At 45.6% G+C, this 18,163-nt stretch carries 17 protein-coding genes; 9 read left to right on the top strand and 8 right to left on the bottom strand.

What is annotated here, in order from left to right:
* Positions 1-122: 122 nt before the first annotated feature.
* Positions 123-1,892, top strand: a complete 1,770-nt coding sequence (locus VHA02S_RS22925) for a choice-of-anchor I family protein (protein WP_038898235.1) — start codon at positions 123-125, stop codon at positions 1,890-1,892.
* 241 nt (positions 1,893-2,133) lie between these two features.
* On the opposite strand, the gene VHA02S_RS22920 is transcribed toward VHA02S_RS22925, so the two are convergent.
* Both VHA02S_RS22920 and phhA read right to left on the bottom strand, forming a co-directional pair.
* On the bottom strand, positions 2,134-2,472 hold the full coding sequence (locus VHA02S_RS22920; protein ID WP_038898234.1) for a 4a-hydroxytetrahydrobiopterin dehydratase: 339 nt from the start codon (positions 2,470-2,472) through the stop codon (positions 2,134-2,136).
* Entirely contained in the window at positions 2,462-3,256 is a 795-nt protein-coding gene (gene phhA / locus VHA02S_RS22915; protein ID WP_009704714.1) for a phenylalanine 4-monooxygenase, read from the bottom strand. The genes VHA02S_RS22920 and phhA overlap by 11 nt, the downstream gene beginning before the upstream one ends.
* Before the next feature lie 221 nt (positions 3,257-3,477).
* Here phhA and VHA02S_RS22905 point away from each other — a divergent pair, with 221 nt between their 5' ends.
* The gene (locus VHA02S_RS22905; protein ID WP_038898231.1) at positions 3,478-5,448 is read left to right on the top strand and encodes an acetoacetate--CoA ligase; all 1,971 of its coding nucleotides are present in this window, start codon (positions 3,478-3,480) and stop codon (positions 5,446-5,448) included.
* A 63-nt stretch (positions 5,449-5,511) separates the two neighbouring features.
* Here VHA02S_RS22905 and VHA02S_RS22900 read toward each other — a convergent pair whose 3' ends face one another.
* Positions 5,512-6,210 carry a class I SAM-dependent DNA methyltransferase gene (locus VHA02S_RS22900; RefSeq protein WP_005453728.1) on the bottom strand — a complete coding sequence of 233 codons (699 nt, stop codon included), beginning with the start codon at positions 6,208-6,210 and terminating at the stop codon, positions 5,512-5,514.
* 48 nt (positions 6,211-6,258) lie between these two features.
* On the opposite strand from VHA02S_RS22900, the gene VHA02S_RS22895 reads away from it, so the two are divergent.
* Together VHA02S_RS22895 and VHA02S_RS22890 are read left to right on the top strand one after the other, a co-directional pair.
* Complete coding sequence (locus VHA02S_RS22895; RefSeq protein WP_005453726.1) at positions 6,259-7,137, top strand: LysR family transcriptional regulator; 879 nt, start codon at positions 6,259-6,261, stop codon at positions 7,135-7,137.
* 175 nt (positions 7,138-7,312) lie between these two features.
* Complete coding sequence (locus VHA02S_RS22890) at positions 7,313-8,206, top strand: cation diffusion facilitator family transporter (RefSeq protein WP_005453725.1); 894 nt, start codon at positions 7,313-7,315, stop codon at positions 8,204-8,206.
* Between the two features lie 121 nt (positions 8,207-8,327).
* On the opposite strand, the gene yddG is transcribed toward VHA02S_RS22890, so the two are convergent.
* Entirely contained in the window at positions 8,328-9,230 is a 903-nt protein-coding gene (gene yddG / locus VHA02S_RS22885) for an aromatic amino acid DMT transporter YddG (protein ID WP_017819219.1), read from the bottom strand.
* Between the two features lie 129 nt (positions 9,231-9,359).
* Here yddG and VHA02S_RS26225 point away from each other — a divergent pair, with 129 nt between their 5' ends.
* From VHA02S_RS26225 to VHA02S_RS22865, 4 genes are all read left to right on the top strand, one after another.
* The gene (locus VHA02S_RS26225) at positions 9,360-9,506 is read left to right on the top strand and encodes a hypothetical protein (RefSeq protein WP_005453721.1); all 147 of its coding nucleotides are present in this window, start codon (positions 9,360-9,362) and stop codon (positions 9,504-9,506) included.
* A 12-nt stretch (positions 9,507-9,518) separates the two neighbouring features.
* Positions 9,519-10,169 (top strand): isoprenoid biosynthesis glyoxalase ElbB, encoded by a 651-nt coding sequence (gene elbB / locus VHA02S_RS22880; RefSeq protein ID WP_005442612.1) that lies wholly within the window; start codon positions 9,519-9,521, stop codon positions 10,167-10,169.
* A gap of 334 nt (positions 10,170-10,503) precedes the next feature.
* Positions 10,504-11,652: an L-threonine dehydrogenase gene (gene yiaY, locus VHA02S_RS22870; RefSeq protein ID WP_005442614.1), complete on the top strand. Its 1,149-nt coding sequence runs from the start codon at positions 10,504-10,506 to the stop codon at positions 11,650-11,652.
* A gap of 149 nt (positions 11,653-11,801) precedes the next feature.
* Positions 11,802-12,878, top strand: coding sequence for a PQQ-dependent sugar dehydrogenase (locus tag VHA02S_RS22865; protein WP_038898229.1), 1,077 nt, complete (start codon positions 11,802-11,804; stop codon positions 12,876-12,878).
* A 27-nt stretch (positions 12,879-12,905) separates the two neighbouring features.
* Here the strand turns inward: VHA02S_RS22865 and VHA02S_RS22860 are convergent, their stop codons facing one another.
* A complete protein-coding gene (locus VHA02S_RS22860; protein ID WP_038898228.1) occupies positions 12,906-13,901 on the bottom strand; it encodes a S66 family peptidase in 996 nt (331 codons plus the stop codon).
* Positions 13,902-14,025: 124 nt separating this feature from the next.
* Between VHA02S_RS22860 and VHA02S_RS22855 the strand changes: the two genes are divergently transcribed.
* Positions 14,026-14,640, top strand: coding sequence for an HAD family hydrolase (locus VHA02S_RS22855; RefSeq protein WP_038898227.1), 615 nt, complete (start codon positions 14,026-14,028; stop codon positions 14,638-14,640).
* 109 nt (positions 14,641-14,749) lie between these two features.
* Here the strand turns inward: VHA02S_RS22855 and VHA02S_RS22850 are convergent, their stop codons facing one another.
* From VHA02S_RS22850 to VHA02S_RS22840, 3 genes are all read right to left on the bottom strand, one after another.
* Positions 14,750-15,229 (bottom strand): Dps family protein, encoded by a 480-nt coding sequence (locus VHA02S_RS22850; protein WP_005388254.1) that lies wholly within the window; start codon positions 15,227-15,229, stop codon positions 14,750-14,752.
* A gap of 300 nt (positions 15,230-15,529) precedes the next feature.
* Entirely contained in the window at positions 15,530-17,530 is a 2,001-nt protein-coding gene (locus VHA02S_RS22845) for a HAMP domain-containing methyl-accepting chemotaxis protein (protein ID WP_038898225.1), read from the bottom strand.
* Between the two features lie 121 nt (positions 17,531-17,651).
* Positions 17,652-18,005, bottom strand: a complete 354-nt coding sequence (locus tag VHA02S_RS22840; protein WP_005375589.1) for a hypothetical protein — start codon at positions 18,003-18,005, stop codon at positions 17,652-17,654.
* Between the last annotated feature and the right edge of the window lie 158 nt (positions 18,006-18,163).

The raw sequence follows: 18,163 nt of genomic DNA, 5'->3' as shown, positions 1-18,163 counted from the left end.
AAAGATCAACAGCCCCTCATAACACTTCAATCAATGCGCTATTCCTCACTGTTGTAGTGAATGAATAGATATCTAATTTAAGTGCATTGAGCAACATTGTATCTGCTTAATAAGGAAATATCATGACCACCCCATTTAAGGCAATAGGCGTATTGGCATTATCTTCACTTGCCATCGCATGTTCATCTCAACCTGACGATTCTCTCTCTTCGTTTGCAGCTCAGTGTAAAGCATCGGTAGCACCTGTTGCTGGAGAGACATCCATCCAAGGTTTGACCTTTATGGGAACGTCTATCGCTGACGCACCATTCGATACATCGGCAGCAGAAATCGTTCAATATGATGCGTGTACTGACAAGCTTTACGTGGTCAACGCTCAAGCAAAACGTGTCGATGTGCTTTCTATGGACGACAACGGCGCACCAACGCAAACCGCATTCATTGATCTCAACAGCGCGGGCAAAGCGGCAGGCGTTGAGATTGGTGCGGCAAACAGCGTTGCTGTCTTTAATGGTTTAGTCGCTGTTGCGATTGAAAACAGCAATAAGCAGGCGAATGGCATTGTTGGCTTGTACCGCTCGGATGATTTGTCGCTGCTCACCACCTTCCCTACTGGTGCATTGCCAGACATGGTTGGCTTCTCAAAAGATGGCAGATACATTGCGACAGCAAACGAAGGTGAGCCAAATGGTGACTACAGTGTCGATCCAGAAGGCAGCATCACATTGATCGACTTGAGCCCAGGCGTAAAACAAGCAGAAGTCACGCAGATTGGTTTCAATGAGTTTGATGGTGCACGTAAGCCTGAGTTACCTGCTGACGTTCGAATCTCAGGTCCAAATGCCACGGTGGCGCAAGATCTAGAACCGGAATACCTCACCTTTTCTGACAACGGAAAAATCTACGTCGCACTGCAAGAAAACAATGCAATGGCAATCGTAGACCCAGAAAGCAGATCGGTAGAGAAGATTGTGAGTCTGGGCGAGAAATCTTGGTCTGATTCAAAACTGGATGCTTCGAACAAAGACAAAATCATTGGCAACTTTAAGAGATACCCTCAACTGGTTGGTCTGTACATGCCAGATACCCTCGACAGCTACTCGGTAGATGGCAAAACTTACATCCTCTCTGCCAACGAAGGTGACGGTCGTGAGTATGGCTTCAAAACAACACAAGCTCTATGTGACCAAGCGGGCTTCAAGTGGGATGAAGACGATTACCTCGGTACAGATGAATATACTTCTGAGCAAGGCACCTGTTTAAGCCATGTTGATGAGGTGCGCGGTAAGAAGCTGAAAGTCGCAGCAGATCACCCGCTGGCAGAGGCGCTAAAAGATAACAAGCAACTCGCGCGTCTAAAAGTGATTAAGCCTGAACAAACGCTTTCTGCGCAAGACAATGTTCAAGCCTTTGGCGCACGTTCATTCTCTATTTGGGATGAAAACGGTGAGTTGGTTTTCGATAGTGGTGACGATTTCGCGACCATCGCATTAATGAATGAAGGTAAGAACTTCAACAGCACCAACGATAGCAATGACAGTGGCGATGACCGCAGCGATGACAAAGGCATAGAGCCAGAGGCAATTGAAGTAGCACAAATCAATGGTCGTCATTACGCGTTTATCGGCTTGGAGCGTCAAGGCGGCATCATGATTTATGACATCAATGACCCGAAGCAAGCCCAATTCCTGCATTACGTAAACCGTCGTGATTACAGCCAACCAGTTTGTACTGAAGTGGAAGACGGCGAGTGTGCGAACGACACTTACAATCCGAAAGCAGGTGATTTGGCGCCAGAATCAATCAACTACTTTGCTCGTAACGGACAACACTTTATCGCAGTGGGTAATGAAGTTTCAGGCACGACGTCTGTGTTTCGAATTGAGCTTTAATACCCACTCTTCAAGACGACAAAGCTAAAAGTAAAGCGCCCGAACTTCAGTCCGGGCGCTTTTTATAACGCGTTAGCATTATTTGGAATTGAGATTCCCGACTCGCTCCTTCGTCGCTCTCGAGAATGACGGAAGCTAGCCTAGCAAAGACCATTTTGCAGTTCCGAGTAACCCCACACTACCAACGTCATTCCGGAATCGAGGAACGAGATGTCCGGAATCTCTCTTTAATCACTCGGCTTTACTCTTCAATAGCCAATGCGTCGCACTTAGAAGCACAGATAAAGTCGTTCTTATGCAAACCTTTAATAGAATGGCTCCACCACGTGATGGTCACTTTGCCCCACTCCAGCAAGATAGATGGGTGATGGAATTCATCTTCTGCAAGCTCGGCAATCTTGTTGCTAAACGCCCACGCTTGTTTGAAGTTCTTAAACTTGTAGACCTTCTCAAGTTGAGGAATCTCATTTCTCTCAATGATCTGCCAATCAGACAATTGCAGCAGCAAAGACTGTTGTTCCTCTTTACTAAGTGCAATGGCATCGATACTACAAGCTTCGCATTTTTGTTCATTCAACATGAGCAGGTTCCTTTGGTTCAAAAAGTGGTGGAAGCAATCCGGCTTCAATCGCTAGATCGGCTTGTTTCAATAAATTCAGTTGGCTAATTTGGAAAAGCTGGGACAAATCTTCAATCACGTAGTATTTCGGCTGCATGATGTCGATGCGGTAAGGGGTTCTTAGCACAGTTTGCAGGTCAAACTCGTCTCTAATCGCGATGTCGCTTTCCAATGAATAGATGGTTTCTCCCGGAGATGAAAGGATACCGCCACCGTAGATCTTGGTTTTGTTACCCTCTTGAACCAAGCCGAACTCGACTGTAAACCAATATAGACGCGCAAGGTACCCTCGCTGCTTTGGTGTCGCGGCTTGTCCAAGCTGTCCGTAATGCTCGGTAAAGGCGGCAAAATCAGGGTTGGTGAGCATGGCGCAATGACCGAAGATCTCATGGAAGAAATCTGGCTCTTGTAGGTAATCAAACTCTTCTCGCGTTCTCAAAAATGTCGCAACTGGGAAGCGTTTATTTCCAAGCAAATTGAAGAAACGATCAAAGTCGATCAATGCAGGTACTGGCTCCACTTGCCAGCCCGTTGTTTCCATCAAAACACGATTGATTTCGGGTAGTTGTGGCACGCGGTCATGAGGTAAATCGAGTAGCTTGAGTCCATGTAGATACGCGTTGCATGCACGGTCTTGAATCACGCTCATTTGTCTTGTTACCAAGTCGCGCCAAATGGCATCCTCTTCATGGCTCCATTCTACCCTTCCATCCTGATCGACGGGTTTTGAATGATACTGAGTCATTGCACATCTCCGTTAACAAATCCTTTACATTAAGCCTATCTACACTCTTTTGTCCTTCCAATCCCCTGACCATTTTCCACTCAAAATTCAGGTGTAACATTTTCTTTACATTAACATCTAACACATTGATATACATAAGGAGCTAGTTTCTCCAACGAGTTTGACTTTATTTCTGGTTCACCTCAGACTGAAAACGTTAAAACTTTGTTATAGAGGGAGCTATGCGCGAGAGCAACAAAGTCTGGCAGCCGACGGAAGATCGAATCGAGCAAGCCAATATCACGCAGTTTATCGAGCACATTAATCGGCAGGGTTTCAAGCTCAAAAACTACTCTGATTTGCACCAATGGTCTTTGGAGCATAACGAGCATTTCTGGAAAGAGGTTTGGCAATTTTGCGACCTAATTGGCACGCAAGGCGATACCGTAAACGCACAAGGTGAAAGCCGTTGGCAATCACCAATGCAAAATCGAGATACTGTGTGGTTCCCTCAAGCTCAAGTTAACTATGCGGAGAACCTGCTAAGTTTGGCAGAGCAGCAAGCCGATGAGCTGACGATTTGGTTTGAAAACGAACGCGGCGACAAACAGACTTACACATGGAAACAGCTTTGTGATGAGGTCTCGAGCGTTCAGCAGTGGTTAGTTGAATGTGGCATCAAGCAAGGCGATGTAGTTGCAGGTTATTTACCACATATGCCACAAACCGTTATTGCAATGCTTGCTACCACCAGCTTAGGCGCGACTTGGACGTCTACCTCCCCTGATTTTGGGGTAGAAAGCGTTATTGAGCGCTTCGGGCAAGTGAAGCCAAAGGTTCTCTTTACCTGCGATGGTTATACCTTTAATGGAAAAACCTTCGATATGTCGGAGAAGAACCATCAAATCGCGGATCATCTTGATGGACTAAAACAAGTATGCCAGATCGGTTACCTCAAACCGCATGTATTCGAATGCGATGTTTGTACTCACGATTGGCAAAACATCATTAATCAGTATTCTCCTGCTCCATTGCATTTTACTCGCGTGGAATTCAATAGCCCGCTTTTCGTGCTTTATTCTTCTGGCACAACTGGCAAGCCTAAGTGCATCGTGCATTCTGTTGGCGGTACGATTCTCAATCACCTCAAAGAGCACCAGCTTCATTCAGATATTCAGCCCAAAGATCGCGTATTTTATTACACAACCTGTGGTTGGATGATGTGGAACTGGCACGTATCTGCTCTAGCAAGTGGCGCGTGCTTGGTGATTTTCGACGGGAGCCCGGTTTACCCAACGCCTGATGTGTTGTGGGATTTAGCCCAGCGAGCAGAAGTAAGTCTCTTTGGTACTGCCGCTAAGTACCTAGAGGCGATAGAAAAAACCGGGTTGTCACCTATCAAAGACTATCCTCTCCCTGCTTTAAGAACCCTCTGCTCTACGGGCTCAGTGCTTTATCCAGAGCAGTTTGATTACGTGTATCAACACATCAAGCAAGATTTGCACTTGGCTTCTATTTCAGGCGGAACAGACATCTGTGGCTGCTTTGTATTAGGCAACCCTATCTCGCCTGTTTATCGTGGTGAATGTCAGTACGCTGGCTTGGGGATTGATGTTCAAGTGTTCGACTCACAAGGTCAAAGCGTCAATGAACAGCGCGGCGAACTCGTCTGCACCAACTCCATGCCCAACTTCCCTGTCGGCTTTTGGAATGATACCGGCGAGCGCTACCACAACGCTTACTGGGACAAGTTCGATGATATCTGGCATCACGGTGATGATGTCGAACGCAGCGCCAAAGGTGGGTTTGTTTTCTACGGTCGTAGCGATGCATTGTTGAACCCTGGCGGTGTGCGCATCGGCACAGCGGAGATTTATCAGCAGGTAAACGCCATTGACGGTATCGTCGATTCCATTGCCGTAGGTAAAGAGATCGAGCGAAACGAACAAATTTGGCTGTTTGTTCAGACCGCTTCTGGTGTCACTTTAGATGACGGGTTAGTAGCAGAGATTAAGTCACGTCTCAAAACGTCCTGCTCGCCAAGGCATGTACCAAGCCAAATCTTCGCCATCAGCGACATTCCTAAAACACGCTCAGGGAAGTTGGTGGAACTTGCAGTCAAACAAGTCATAAATGGTAAGAAAGTTGAGAACTTAGGTGCGATTGCGAACCCGGATGTTTTAGAAGAAATTCGACAACTCACGTTTGCCTAGCAAATCAAAGGAAACAAAAAAGCGAGCTAAACAGCTCGCTTTTCTTATGTTCTTTGTCGGAGATTAACGGCGACCTACACCCATTAATACTGACATTGTGTGACCGTCTGATGTGATTTCGAAGACCTTCTTCGTTTCTACCTCAGTAAAGCCGGCTTTGATAAGTGCGTTTTCTGATTTCGCTAGCGTGAAGCCTTCTTTTGCTGAATCTGCGATCCAGTCAAAATGTACGAAGTGACCACCAGCGTTGAGTAACGAGTGAGCAATCTCTAGAGACGTTTCGTAGTCTTCGATAAAAGCCAGAACTGAAGAAGCAACGACTAAGTCAAACTGACCACGGAATGCTGGGTGCTGAGCAACTAGACCACGCGTCAATGCGTCAACAACTGGCTCTACATTCTCTAACTCTTTCTTATCAAGCTCTTCAATCATGGCTTCAGATGCATCCAGCGCCACAATCTCTTTTGCGGATGGCGACAATAGTTGGCTTAACTGCCCTGTCCCACATCCAAAATCCAATACTTTAATGCCATCAAGCTGAGTAAGCTGTTGTAACTGTGCAAACACCGACTGAGCAAATTGATCTGTTGCTGGGTTAGATTCCCAATTCTTTGCTAAGCCGTCCCAATCTTGTGCCATCGTGGCCTCCATGTTCACTTCTTGTAACCCCCATAGATTACCGCAAAAACGCCAAAACACCATAGACTTATCTGGCGAATCCGTGTTTTTTTCGATAATCTTTCTAAGCGTCAGTACGCTCATTCATCTACGTTATCGATTCTCATCTTTTTAGTTTAGGTCTTTTTAATCATGAACTTAACTCAAGTCGAAGCTTTTTGTACCATCGCCGAATATGGCTCCGTATCGGAGGCTGCGCGTCAACTCGATTGCAACCGCACCAAACTCAGTATGGCAATTAAAGCGCTTGAGAAAGACTTAGACGTCGAGCTATTCACTCGCACAGGCAATCAACTAACGCTCTCGGAAGCGGGGAAAGCCATCTTCAAAGACTGCGAAAACCTGCTCGTAACCGCACAACGAATCAAAAAGACCTGCGCTCAAGTTTCTGACGGCTTCAACGCTGAGGTCTGGGTGGCACGTGATGACTCGCTGCCAGACGAACTTTGGCAAGAGCTCTCGCATACTCTAAACAATCGCTTCCCTTCCACCACATTCAACCTGATTCTCGCTTCCAGTGGTGACTTAGCTAATTTGGTCAGTACTCAACAGGTCGATTTTGCATTTGGTGTTGATTACGAGCGCGTGGATGACCCACACATCGTTTACAATCCACTTGGTAAAATTCGTATGATGTCGGTCTGTAGCTTCGATCACCAACTCAGCAAAATGCGTCGCGTCACCGATGAAGATTTGCGTAACCAGATGCAAGCTTTGATGGTGTATTTGAATGAGAAAGACAACCCCGAGCTACAACCCTTTTCTACTCGATACATTGGCTTCTCCAGTTTTGACTACATGCTGAACACTATTTTAGAAGAAGATGCATGGGGCGTATTACCAGAGCCATTGATCCGACATTACTTGAGACATCAGAAACTTGCGGTGATCAAACACACCTATGGTTTGACGCAAGAAGACTACTGTATGTTCGTACCAAATGGACAAACAGAACACCCTGCAATGAGTTGGTTGGCCGATAAGTTAAGCGAGTATTTATTCGACTTCTAAACATATCGCAGTGAGCGTCAATTATATTGACAGCAAAATTTAATGTTAAATCATTGAAAAATAAAAGCATAATTCAAAAACAACATTTTATCGTTTAAATGTCACACAGTTTTCATTTGCTTAAATTTGCCCTAAGGAGAAGAATGTAAGGGTGTAATAATTTAAGGCATCTTTTATGTGTGACAGGACAAGCAAAAACGAAAACCGTATCCTAACCTTCTCAGCCCTTTTAGCATCTGGGTTTGCAATTGGAGGGATGGTACTTGGCTTGCTTGTTGGGTCGATCGTCATCGTTTTTGACGGTGTTTATTCTCTAGTCAGTCTGCTGTTAACTTTATTGTCACTGGCAGCTTCTTACTACATCAGCAAGCCATCAAAATCTATTTTTCCTTTCGGCAAAGCTGTACTTGAACCTATCGTTATCGCTATTAAAGCCGCTGTTATTTTAGTGGTGGTTTCTTTCTCATTATTTTCAGCGGTAACCGCGTTGATGACAGGCGGTCGTGAGGTAGACGCTTCCATCGCAACCATCTTCGGTGTCGTTAACGTGATTGGTTGTGGTTACGCTTGGTGGTTTATGGCGAAGAAAAGTCGTCGTTTCTCATCAGGTTTGATCGAAGCCGAGAAAAAACAATGGCAAATGGATACGTTGTTAAGCGTGGCAGTAACGGTTGGTTTTATCGCTGCATGGCTAGTATCGCTAACACCATACGCACACTACGCGGTCTATGCAGACCCTATGATGATGGTCTTGATGGGCTTTTACTTCCTTAAAGTACCATTTGATATGCTAGTTGGTGCCCTGCGCGAACTGTTAATGATGACACCAAGCAAAGAGTTGTGTCAGAGCGTTGGTAAAGACGTTCTTGAGATTGAAAAAGTGACTGAGCACCAATTGAAACTGGCTGGCGTAACTAAAGTTGGTCAAGAACTGCGAGTAAATGTGGACGTGCATGTGGATGACGACACGCTAGAGCTTGATACGCTAGAACACACTCGTAAGCAGCTTACTAAGCGACTATCGAAGCACAGATTCAAGCTTCAATTACAATTGAACGTCGCTTATTAGAGCGCCACCAAACAATCATTAGAACTCAAAAGAAAAGCTCCCAATCTCGGGAGCTTTTTTCTTGCTTTGATTTGAACCTGAAAGACACTCAAGCGTGCTCTACATATTTCTATACCAGCGTTCATCCCGCCGCTTCGCGCTTCTCTTTGGTGACCAGCCAACACATCAGCGAACCAACCGTTACCATTACGACTCCTTGCCAGAAGCTGTGGCTTAGAGTGACGCCTAGAATAAGAGAGGAAAACAGAGCAGAAAAAATCGGCGTAAAGTAAGACAAGGTTGCGAGAAACACCATATTGCCGCCCACAATCGCGATGTTCCACAATCCGTAACCACCCGCCATTAAAGCTGCAGAAGCCACTAAGTACCCCATCGCTTGCCAGCTGAATGCCATTGGCGGCTCATCAGTAAAGGCGTATTTGATCCACAAAGAGATGGCTGTCGCGATAAAAAACAAAGTAATCGCGTTGTGCTTCGATTGTTGTCTTTGAGTCAGATTGCAATACACAGCCCAGATGACTGCGCCTGCAAATGCCATGAAGTAAACAATCGGATTGCTACTGATGTTCGCCACTAACTGCGTCGGTGATAAACCGCTATCACCACTGACCGTCCACGCGACACCAATGAATGCCAACATAACTGCCGGGTACAGTAACCAGTTCGGCTTTTTGTTACTGCCCAATACCGCAAACAAAACGGTTAGTGCCGGCCATAGATAATTGACGATCGAGACTTCAATCGCCTGAGAACGAGAATTGGAGTAGCCCAATGCCAGCGCGAGGAAGATCTCGTAGCAAACAAACATCGCTCCACCCAGAACTAAATACTTGGGTGAGAAATACGACAGTTTTGGGATGCCAACCACAATCAACAGAAAAATGGAGCTCAGAGAATACAGCATGGCTGATCCACCCACGGGTCCCAAACTTTCTGTCACCAATCTTGCGATGCCTAGCAAACAGCTCCAAGAGAGAATGGCGATACAACCATAAAGGGTGAAACGAAACTGATAGGATTGCATGTTATCTATGTGACCTACTGCTCATGAATGCCAAAGGAAACTGCAGCTTAACTCAAAAATGATCCGCTTCAACGTACTCTTTTTCCAAAATCGGTATAAAAACCACTCTATTAAGCGGTTGGAGTCGATATGAAACATTTTCTGCCTTCGAGTGTCATGCTGACACCCTTTGTTGTGCGCTACTATGAAGAAGACGACGAGAGTGAAAACGTTGAAACACATTCGGAAACGCATGGTCTAGATAGTGAAGAACAATCTAAGGAACGTTCAGAGTAAAGGAATCCAATCATGAAAAAAGTCGCAGTCATTTTAAGTGGTTCAGGCGTTTACGACGGTTCTGAGATCCACGAAGCAGTATTGGCGCTCTACGCCATCGAGAAGGCAGGTGCAACTTGGCACTGCTTTGCACCTAACATTGACCAACTCCACGTCATCAACCACCTAACTGGTGACGAAATGGATGAAACACGCAACGTCTTGATCGAATCAGCTCGTATCGCTCGCGGAAACATTGACGATGTCGCCAAACTTAACGTTGATGAATACGATGCCCTACTACTTCCAGGTGGATTTGGTGCCGCGAAAAACTTAACCGACTTCGCCGTTTCGGGTGCGGAGTGTTCGATTAATACTCACGTTGCCCAAGCGTGTCGTGCATTCGCTCAAGCGGGCAAACCTGCAGGTTATTTATGCATCGCACCAACTATTATCCCTATGATTTACGATCAAGGTGTAAAAGGCACAATTGGTAACGATGAAGCCACTGCAGCAGCATTCGGTCATATGGGGGGGGAGCACGTCAATTGTCAGGTGGATGAAATCCATTTCGATGAAAAACACAACGTGCTTTCAACACCAGCTTATATGTTAGCGGAGAATATCTCCCAAGCCGCGTCAGGCATTGAAAAACTAGTAGATAAGTTAGTTAAAATCGCCTAAATCGAAAACGTTTGCTTAAAACACACCATTCCAATCCCCATTGATAGACTACATATTAATGGGGATTTTTTATACTTTAGTCTAATTGAGAGATAAACCGTACGAAACTTGTTATTTTTACCAATCGTTTGCGTAATAAATAAATCATTTCCTATCTGTTGCTTTAATGTTGCACCAACAGGGTGTGCAACAAGATCCATTTCACACTTTAACTCTTAACACTACTACTTAGGGGGTAAAATTGCGCTAGATCAAATAGGAAACTTCGTCAGGTATGCAAGAGTAAATGACAGATTAAGAAAGATTATTAAAAATAACGACGGAGCAATGTTATATGACAAGTGCATTTTTTATCCCTACTGTAAACCTAATGGGCGCTGGTTGTTTGAAAGACGCAGCAGACAGCATCCAATCTCAAGGCTTTAAAAAAGGTTTGATTGTTACGGATAAGATTCTTAACCAAATCGGTGTAGTAAAGCAGGTTCAAGATCTACTAACAGAACGCGACGTAGCAACTGTTGTGTTCGATGGCACTCAACCAAACCCTACTATCAGCAACGTTAACGACGGCTTAGCACTTCTTACTGATAACGAATGTGACTTCGTTATCTCTCTAGGCGGTGGTTCACCACACGACTGTGCAAAAGGTATCGCGCTTGTTGCCTCTAACGGCGGCAAAATCGCAGATTACGAAGGCGTAGACCAATCTGCAAAACCAATGATGCCACTTATCGCAATCAACACGACTGCGGGTACAGCATCTGAAATGACGCGTTTCTGCATCATCACTGACGAAGAGCGTCACATCAAGATGGCTATCGTTGATAAGCACACAACACCGCTTATCTCAGTAAACGATCCTGAGCTAATGCTAGCTAAACCTGCTTCGCTAACTGCTGCAACAGGTATGGATGCGCTAACTCACGCGATTGAAGCTTACGTATCTATCGCTGCAACACCAATCACTGATGCGGTAGCAATCAAAGCGATTGAACTTATCCAAGCGTACCTACGCACAGCAGTGAAAAATGGTGAAGATCTAGAAGCTCGTGAACAAATGGCATATGCACAGTTCATGGCGGGTATGGCGTTCAACAACGCTTCTCTAGGTTACGTACACGCAATGGCACACCAACTTGGTGGTTTCTACGACCTTCCACACGGTGTTTGTAACGCGATTCTTCTACCTCACGTACAGCGCTACAACGCGCAAGTATGTCCTGAGCGTCTACGTGATGTAGCGAAAGCAATGGGCGTAAACGTAGAAGGCATGTCTGCTGAAGCAGGTGCAGCGGCAGCAATCGACGCTATCGTTACTCTAGCGAAAGATGTGGGTATCCCAGCAGGAATTAAAGAGCTTGGTGCGAAACTAGAAGACATCCCAACACTAGCAGACAACGCACTGAAAGACGCTTGTGGTTTCACTAACCCTAAACAAGCAACTCACGAAGAAATCTCTAAGATCTTCGAAGAAGCGATGTAATCTCGCTACATAAACAATTCTCTAGCCTTAATTCAATCCCCGATCTCGTATCGGGGATTTTTTACATTCTTATACAATCCATGCTCTGCAAAACGTTCTCTTTTAGTGTTAGCTTTTAAGCATTAATACGATTCATATTGGAAGGAACCATGAGAACGATTGCTGCTGCCCTACTCGCTTGTTTATCCTTTTCTGCCAACGCTGCCGAATACCGCGCTAACGAAGTGGCGAATGGATTTCAGATCCCTTGGGGGATCGAGTTCTTAGATAGCCAACGCGTTATCGTCAATGAAAAGAACGGTACGGTTTCGTTGCTGGATATCACCACAGGCAAACCTCAAAAGCTGTTTAACGTCCCCGATGTGAACACTAGTGGGCAAGCTGGCTTATTGGATGTCGCGCTCGCACCGAATGCCGATACGCAAAACCCGCAACTCTTCTTTACCTACAGCAAGCGTACGAGCAAAGGCAATACGGTGGCGTTAGCGACGGCGCAATTGCAAAACAATCAGCTTGTGGGCTGGAAAGATCTCTTTGTTGCTGATGCCATCACTGACACAGGGCGTCACTACGGCAGTCGAATTTCATTTATTGACGACAAAGTTTACTTCTCAATCGGTGACCGTGGCGAACGTGATAATGGGCAAGACACTCAAACCCATGCTGGCAGTATTCTGCGCCTTAACCTTGATGGTTCGGTTCCACAAGACAACCCATTTAAACCTTCCGAAGCTCGTCCTGAGATATGGAGTTACGGGCACCGCAACCCACAAGGCATGTTTTACGACGAAGCAACAAAACGGCTGTGGTCGATTGAACATGGACCACGCGGCGGCGATGAAATTAATCTAATCAAGAGAGGCGCGAACTACGGCTGGGCAAAAGTCTCTCATGGTAAAGAATATTGGGGACCATTGGACGTTGGTGAAGCTAAGTCGTTACCGGGAATGGAAGATCCAAAGTTGGTATACATCCCTTCTATCGCACCCAGCAATATGATTTTGTACCGTGGCGATAAATACCCAGAGTTGGACGGAAAAATCCTCGCCGGTGCATTGAAACTGGCGCACATCAACGTGGTTTCTATTGAGGATGGCAAGCTCACCGAATCAAAAAGATTGATGGAGAATCTTGGTGAGCGAGTAAGAGATATAACCATCAGCCCCGATGGTTATATCTATTTTTCTACCGACAGCGGCAAAATCTTTCGTCTTGAGGAGAAATAGTTTTCTCTTAAGAGCTAGTCAAAAAAGCTAGCTCTTTAAACTCACTGCTACCGTTTCATTGTCAAAATCGAGCGTCATGGTCGAGCCCAATGGAACGGTGAGCATTGGGTGGGTATGACAGCTATCAAAGTCATACAAAATTGGCAGTGGTTGACCGTTAAGTACTTCTAATAACACGTCTATAGGTGCTCGTCCTGTGCCTTTATCGTTGAACTTTTCATGCTTGCCAAGCACAATCGCACCAACTTTATCAAACACGCCAGAAAGCTTGAGCAGCGCAAAAGAGCGTTCGACCGTTTCAATGCCCTGCAAACAATCTTCCACTAACAAAATATCGCCTTGTTCGATACTCGGCATAAACTTGCTTGCCCAGATGCCTGTCATGGTATTGAGGTTGCCGCCAATCAAGCGTCCGGTGATCTTGCCTTCGCCTTTAAAGTGCCACTGGTTCGCTAGCGTGTGCTTTGCGCGGTCTTGCTCGCCCCACTCTATCCATTCATCTGTCCAACCTTGAGGCATTGTGTATTGATGCGCCAATCCATCTAACGTATTCACAATCGACTCAAACGAAGCGAAGGTCTCGTCCACCAGTGGCGGGAATTCACCCAGAGATGCCACTAAAGCGGGACCATAGAAAGTAACGATGCCGGTTTGTGCATAAATGCCCATGAGTAGAGCCGTCACATCCGAATAGCCAACAATGATCTTGGGATCTTTCTTCAATGCCTCGTAATCAATGTAAGGCAGCAATGAGTTACTGTTGTAACCGCCAATGATCGACATAATACAGCGCACTTCAGGATCACGAATCAGCGTATTCAATTCTTCTACTCGCTCTTGAATCGAACCCGAGCGATATTGGTCAGTTTTGCCCGTTAAGCTGCCTGCTTTTAGCTGGTAACCATGGGATTCCACATACGCTTTGGCACGTTCAAAACGCGCTGGTGCAAATACCGTGGCTGGGGAGGATGGCGAGAAAAAGCCGATGGTGTCGCCTTTTTGTAATGGTTTAGGAATGATCATGCGCGTCCTTGTTTTGTGATACATGGTTGATTTATTTTCGTACAATCTAAGCAGAAGAATCTAAACTTAACAATAACCTTTTGTTTTTTAAAACGATAGTTCGGTTAAGTTGTACGAGGTCATTATGATTCCATTCCCTTTACAGCTCGATAAAATTAAAGCCGTGGTGTTTGATTTAGACAACACCTTGGTGAGTTCTGATATGAACTTCGGCGAATTGCGACAACAGCTTGGTTGTCCGCAAAGTGAAGATCTATTGGATTTTGTCGACGCACTTGAGCATCCTCACCACAGAGAGCACGCTCACAACGTAATATTTGATTACGAGATTTCTGATGCTGAGCAGTCTGCTCCAATGATTGGCTGCCATGAATTGCTCGCCCACTTGCATCAAAATGAAATCAAAACCGCTATCGTGACGCGCAACTGCCAAATCGCCACGCAGCGCAAACTAGAACACAACCAAATCTCAGTGGAACGAGTCATCACTCGTGAATGCTTCCCGCCCAAGCCAGACCCATTGTCTTTGCAGGTGTTGGCGAAAGAGTGGCGTTTGATGCCTGATGAAGTGCTTTATGTCGGCGATTACCTTTACGACTTGCCGGCGGCGTATAACGCTCAGATGCCCTCTTGTCTTGTGCATCATGGTAATCAAGAAACCTTCAATGACTCAGCCTCGTTGGCGCTTAATGAACTCAGTGATTTATTGAGCCATTTCCAATCTTTACCGCGAACATAAAAAAACGCAAATAAAGCACGCACACAAAAAAAGGGGCACCAACGTGCCCCTTATGACTTATTCCCGATTGTTTCATGCGTTCCCAAAGGTTGCTTGGGTGATGCGCCGCTTAGCCTTGTAGGTAAGCGTTAAGCATCCACATTAATTTTTCTTGCTCACGGATGTAGTCACCCATCAATGCCGCTGTACCTTCGTCATCTGCTTCACCCGCGTTTTGTAGAATCTCACGCTGTTTTAGAAGTAGAACGCTAAAGCCTTGAACCAGACCTTGTACACACTCCTCACCAGAAGTCGCGTTTTGATGTTCTTTAATTTCACTTGCTTCCAAGTAGTTGCTGAATGCGTGCGCTGGCGTATGACCCAAAGTTAGAATACGCTCTGCAAGCTCATCGATTTTTGTTTGTAGATCAGTGTAGATCTCTTCAAATTTTACGTGCAGTTCGAAGAATTGCGCACCTTTAATGTTCCAGTGGTAACCGCGAGAGTTCATGTACAACACTTGGTAATGCGCTAGCAGTTGATTTAGCTGTTGAGCTAGTTGTGCTGATTGTTCGCTGTCTAGACCAATTAGGCTTACTTGTTTGTTCATAATCTTGCTCCTAGAAGGATGATACCAATCGTAGTAACGAACGATTCTCTTACCGGGATTGGTATAAAGTTTAAAAATTCTTTTGCAGTATTTGCTGCCGATGGAGTCATATTACGACTCCGGCTCGGTGAAGAAAATTTGGTTTTAGCTATGATTTAAATAGCCAAATCCAATGAGCAAATAGACGAATATCGGCGTATCATCCAACAAAAAGCCCCAACCCTTTTTGTGTAAAAAGGGTTGGGGCTTTTTTACTATTTGGTTAACGTTCAAAAGTAGATGAACAGACGTAAACCTTATCTACGCCGTTTTGAAAGTTGCCATCTGTTGATTCAGCTCAGTAACTTGCTCTTTTACTTGCAATGATGTCTCTGATGCACGTTGGCTGTTATTCGAAACCTCATCCACTGATTGAGTTATATCGGACATCAATCCAGTGATCGAGTTGGTCGCATGAGATTGCTGCTCTGCCGCTGCCGCAAGCTCTGCCATTTGTTCATTCAAAGAACCAATTTGCTCGGTCGTGACAAGCAAACGAGTTACCGCTTTTTCAATGTGCTCAGCGCCCTGCTCCGCAAGTGATTGGCTGTGTTCTATCTCCTCAACCACCGAATTGGTCGAGCGTTGAATCGCATTGATGATACCGTTGATTTCTGTCGTCGATTGAGTAGTGCGCGTCGCTAACATGCGTACTTCGTCCGCCACAACCGCAAAGCCTCGTCCTTGGTCACCCGCACGCGCTGCTTCTATCGCGGCATTCAATGCCAGTAAGTTAGTTTGTTCTGCTAAGCCTTCAATCACCTCTGTAACTCGACCAATGGCTTCGCTCTCTTTGCTTAACTGCGTCACTTGCGTGCTCGCGGTTTCAATGCTGCCATGTAAGCTTTCCATGGTGACTTTGTTTTGCTCTAGTGCATCGCGACCTTGTTCAATCTCGCCTTTTGAATCAGAAAGCTTCTGCACCGATTGATTGGCTTGATCTAGGGTGTTACGCGCGGCTAAAGCGATTTCATCCAATTGGCTTCCCATTTCAACAATGCTGGTCTGTTGCTGTTCAACATTCGATGAAGTGACTTGCGCCGATTCCAATAAAGCCCCCATGCTGGTATCCACTTGGTGCGCTTTCTCACTCACCCCTGCCACGATGCTCGCTAACGATTGGTTCATGCGGTTAATCGAATCGGTAAGGTCTGCCAATTCATCTTTCCCAACAACGGTGAGCGGAGGCTGAGAAACGTCCCCTGAAGCGATCGTCTTTGCACGCTCCGATAAGTTTTTCACTCGACGACCAATGGTATTGCCCATGTATTTTGAAATCGCTACTGCGGCAAACAAAACCAATGCCGCTGCAATCAACATGGTGGTGAGTACGTTCTTGATCGACTGATTAATACCCTTTCCACTTTGATCAGCACGACTTTGCTGAGCCAATACGATCGTTTCTAAACTTTGGTCTAGGGCATCCGCTGCTGGTAACAGTTCGTTCGCCATCAGCAAGTTTGATTCGTTCCACTCTGGTGACTGACGCAATGCAATTACCTGCTCTGCTAAAGGAAAGTACAGCTGCTGCATTTCCTTAAACAGGGACCACAATGATTGGTCGTTATCAGTCAGTCTGTCGAGTTTACTGTCGATTTCCGCCACGGACTGATTGTGGTACTTAATCAAGTCGTGGTATTTGTCCAGATGATCTTGCTGCCCGTACAACAGGAAATCTCGCAAAGCAGACAGTGCATTGGCGAGCGAGGTATAGCTGTCGGCATAAACTTTAAACAGACGCTTTCTGTCTCCACCAAATGGATTTCCCGACTCTTCATTGATTAAGCTTTGAAGCTGGTCAAGTGCCACTTCTGCAATGGGTGCCGCTTCGTTAATAAAGAGGTTGTGCGCGGGTAAGTTCTCATCACTGTGGCTAAGTTCAATCAGCTTGTTCAAAGAGACTTTGACTGTATCCCACTGACTTTGAATTGCTTGAAAATCCTGTTCAGAAATCAAAGCCTGCAACGTTGGAAGCGACTCGTCTGTAGATGCCATGATATTGCGTACGTCCTCACTCAGACGTGCGCTCGCCTCTTCATCGCCACCTAGCAACATGTAGGCTCGAATAGAAGACAGCGACGCTTGAACAGACTGTTGGATACCGCGACTGGTGTCGACGGTCGGTAGATCAGATTTAAGTAACGAAGAGGCGTATTGCTCTACGGTGGTGACGTTGCGATACGTGAATACCGCTGATGCCATAAAAAGTACGGCTAGCAGCACAAAACTGAGCTGCAACTTCCCTGATATCGTAAGGTTCATCCATAAACTCCTGACAACGATGAGCCTTAAATATAACGATGTTTACAAAAATGTTAAACACAAGTATCAAAAGTTACTAAGAAAACCATGTAAACCACTATTTTAAGCCGATAAACGGGACTTATTCGAAGTATGGTATACGCTCACTACGTAAAATCAGATAATTAACGTAAGTCGTTTCTAAGCAGTCTTGCTCCCACAATGAGAGAATCCGCTTGGTGGCGAAGTAGTAATCTTTATTACGCAGTAGTACACCCACCGTACGGCTGAGCTGCTCAAAGCGCTGTTGCTCATTAGCAGAGATGTAATTGTCTTCATTCTGAATGATGGGCGCCAATCCATCAGCAAACCAATTGTTCAGAATTTCACGCATCTCAAGCTCTGACTCCGGCACATCGATACTCGACAACTCGCGATGCTGTGGTGGTGGCACTATGTACTTCGATGCTTTTGGCGAACTGACATAACGGTACATGTCGCTCCTCCTTGTAAATGACTCTTATACCCAAGTGACTTCAAGATGCAGGATTCAGAGCGTTGTCATTGGTTCGGGGTCAAGGAAAACAACGCAGCGTAATAGTCAGCTCTTTCCAAGTTGTTTGACACAGCCATTGATTCAATAAAGAAGCGAGT

It is taken from the genome of Vibrio harveyi NBRC 15634 = ATCC 14126 = KCTC 12724 (genome assembly GCF_001591145.1).
In the GTDB taxonomy this organism is placed as follows: Bacteria; Pseudomonadota; Gammaproteobacteria; order Enterobacterales; family Vibrionaceae; genus Vibrio; species Vibrio harveyi.
Note: the sequence above shows the minus strand (reverse complement) of the source record. Positions and strands in the feature narration are given on the sequence as shown.

What these genes read in the sequence shown, in the direction of transcription:
- VHA02S_RS22925 (WP_038898235.1), top strand. Translation starts at nt 123, where the DNA reads ATGACCACCCCATTTAAGGCAATAGGCGTATTGGCATTATCTTCACTT.
- VHA02S_RS22920 (WP_038898234.1), bottom strand. Translation starts at nt 2,472, where the DNA reads ATGTTGAATGAACAAAAATGCGAAGCTTGTAGTATCGATGCCATTGCA.
- phhA (WP_009704714.1), bottom strand. Translation starts at nt 3,256, where the DNA reads ATGACTCAGTATCATTCAAAACCCGTCGATCAGGATGGAAGGGTAGAA.
- VHA02S_RS22905 (WP_038898231.1), top strand. Translation starts at nt 3,478, where the DNA reads ATGCGCGAGAGCAACAAAGTCTGGCAGCCGACGGAAGATCGAATCGAG.
- VHA02S_RS22900 (WP_005453728.1), bottom strand. Translation starts at nt 6,210, where the DNA reads ATGAGCGTACTGACGCTTAGAAAGATTATCGAAAAAAACACGGATTCG.
- VHA02S_RS22895 (WP_005453726.1), top strand. Translation starts at nt 6,259, where the DNA reads ATGAACTTAACTCAAGTCGAAGCTTTTTGTACCATCGCCGAATATGGC.
- VHA02S_RS22890 (WP_005453725.1), top strand. Translation starts at nt 7,313, where the DNA reads ATGTGTGACAGGACAAGCAAAAACGAAAACCGTATCCTAACCTTCTCA.
- yddG (WP_017819219.1), bottom strand. Translation starts at nt 9,230, where the DNA reads ATGCAATCCTATCAGTTTCGTTTCACCCTTTATGGTTGTATCGCCATT.
- VHA02S_RS26225 (WP_005453721.1), top strand. Translation starts at nt 9,360, where the DNA reads ATGAAACATTTTCTGCCTTCGAGTGTCATGCTGACACCCTTTGTTGTG.
- elbB (WP_005442612.1), top strand. Translation starts at nt 9,519, where the DNA reads ATGAAAAAAGTCGCAGTCATTTTAAGTGGTTCAGGCGTTTACGACGGT.
- yiaY (WP_005442614.1), top strand. Translation starts at nt 10,504, where the DNA reads ATGACAAGTGCATTTTTTATCCCTACTGTAAACCTAATGGGCGCTGGT.
- VHA02S_RS22865 (WP_038898229.1), top strand. Translation starts at nt 11,802, where the DNA reads ATGAGAACGATTGCTGCTGCCCTACTCGCTTGTTTATCCTTTTCTGCC.
- VHA02S_RS22860 (WP_038898228.1), bottom strand. Translation starts at nt 13,901, where the DNA reads ATGATCATTCCTAAACCATTACAAAAAGGCGACACCATCGGCTTTTTC.
- VHA02S_RS22855 (WP_038898227.1), top strand. Translation starts at nt 14,026, where the DNA reads ATGATTCCATTCCCTTTACAGCTCGATAAAATTAAAGCCGTGGTGTTT.
- VHA02S_RS22850 (WP_005388254.1), bottom strand. Translation starts at nt 15,229, where the DNA reads ATGAACAAACAAGTAAGCCTAATTGGTCTAGACAGCGAACAATCAGCA.
- VHA02S_RS22845 (WP_038898225.1), bottom strand. Translation starts at nt 17,530, where the DNA reads ATGAACCTTACGATATCAGGGAAGTTGCAGCTCAGTTTTGTGCTGCTA.
- VHA02S_RS22840 (WP_005375589.1), bottom strand. Translation starts at nt 18,005, where the DNA reads ATGTACCGTTATGTCAGTTCGCCAAAAGCATCGAAGTACATAGTGCCA.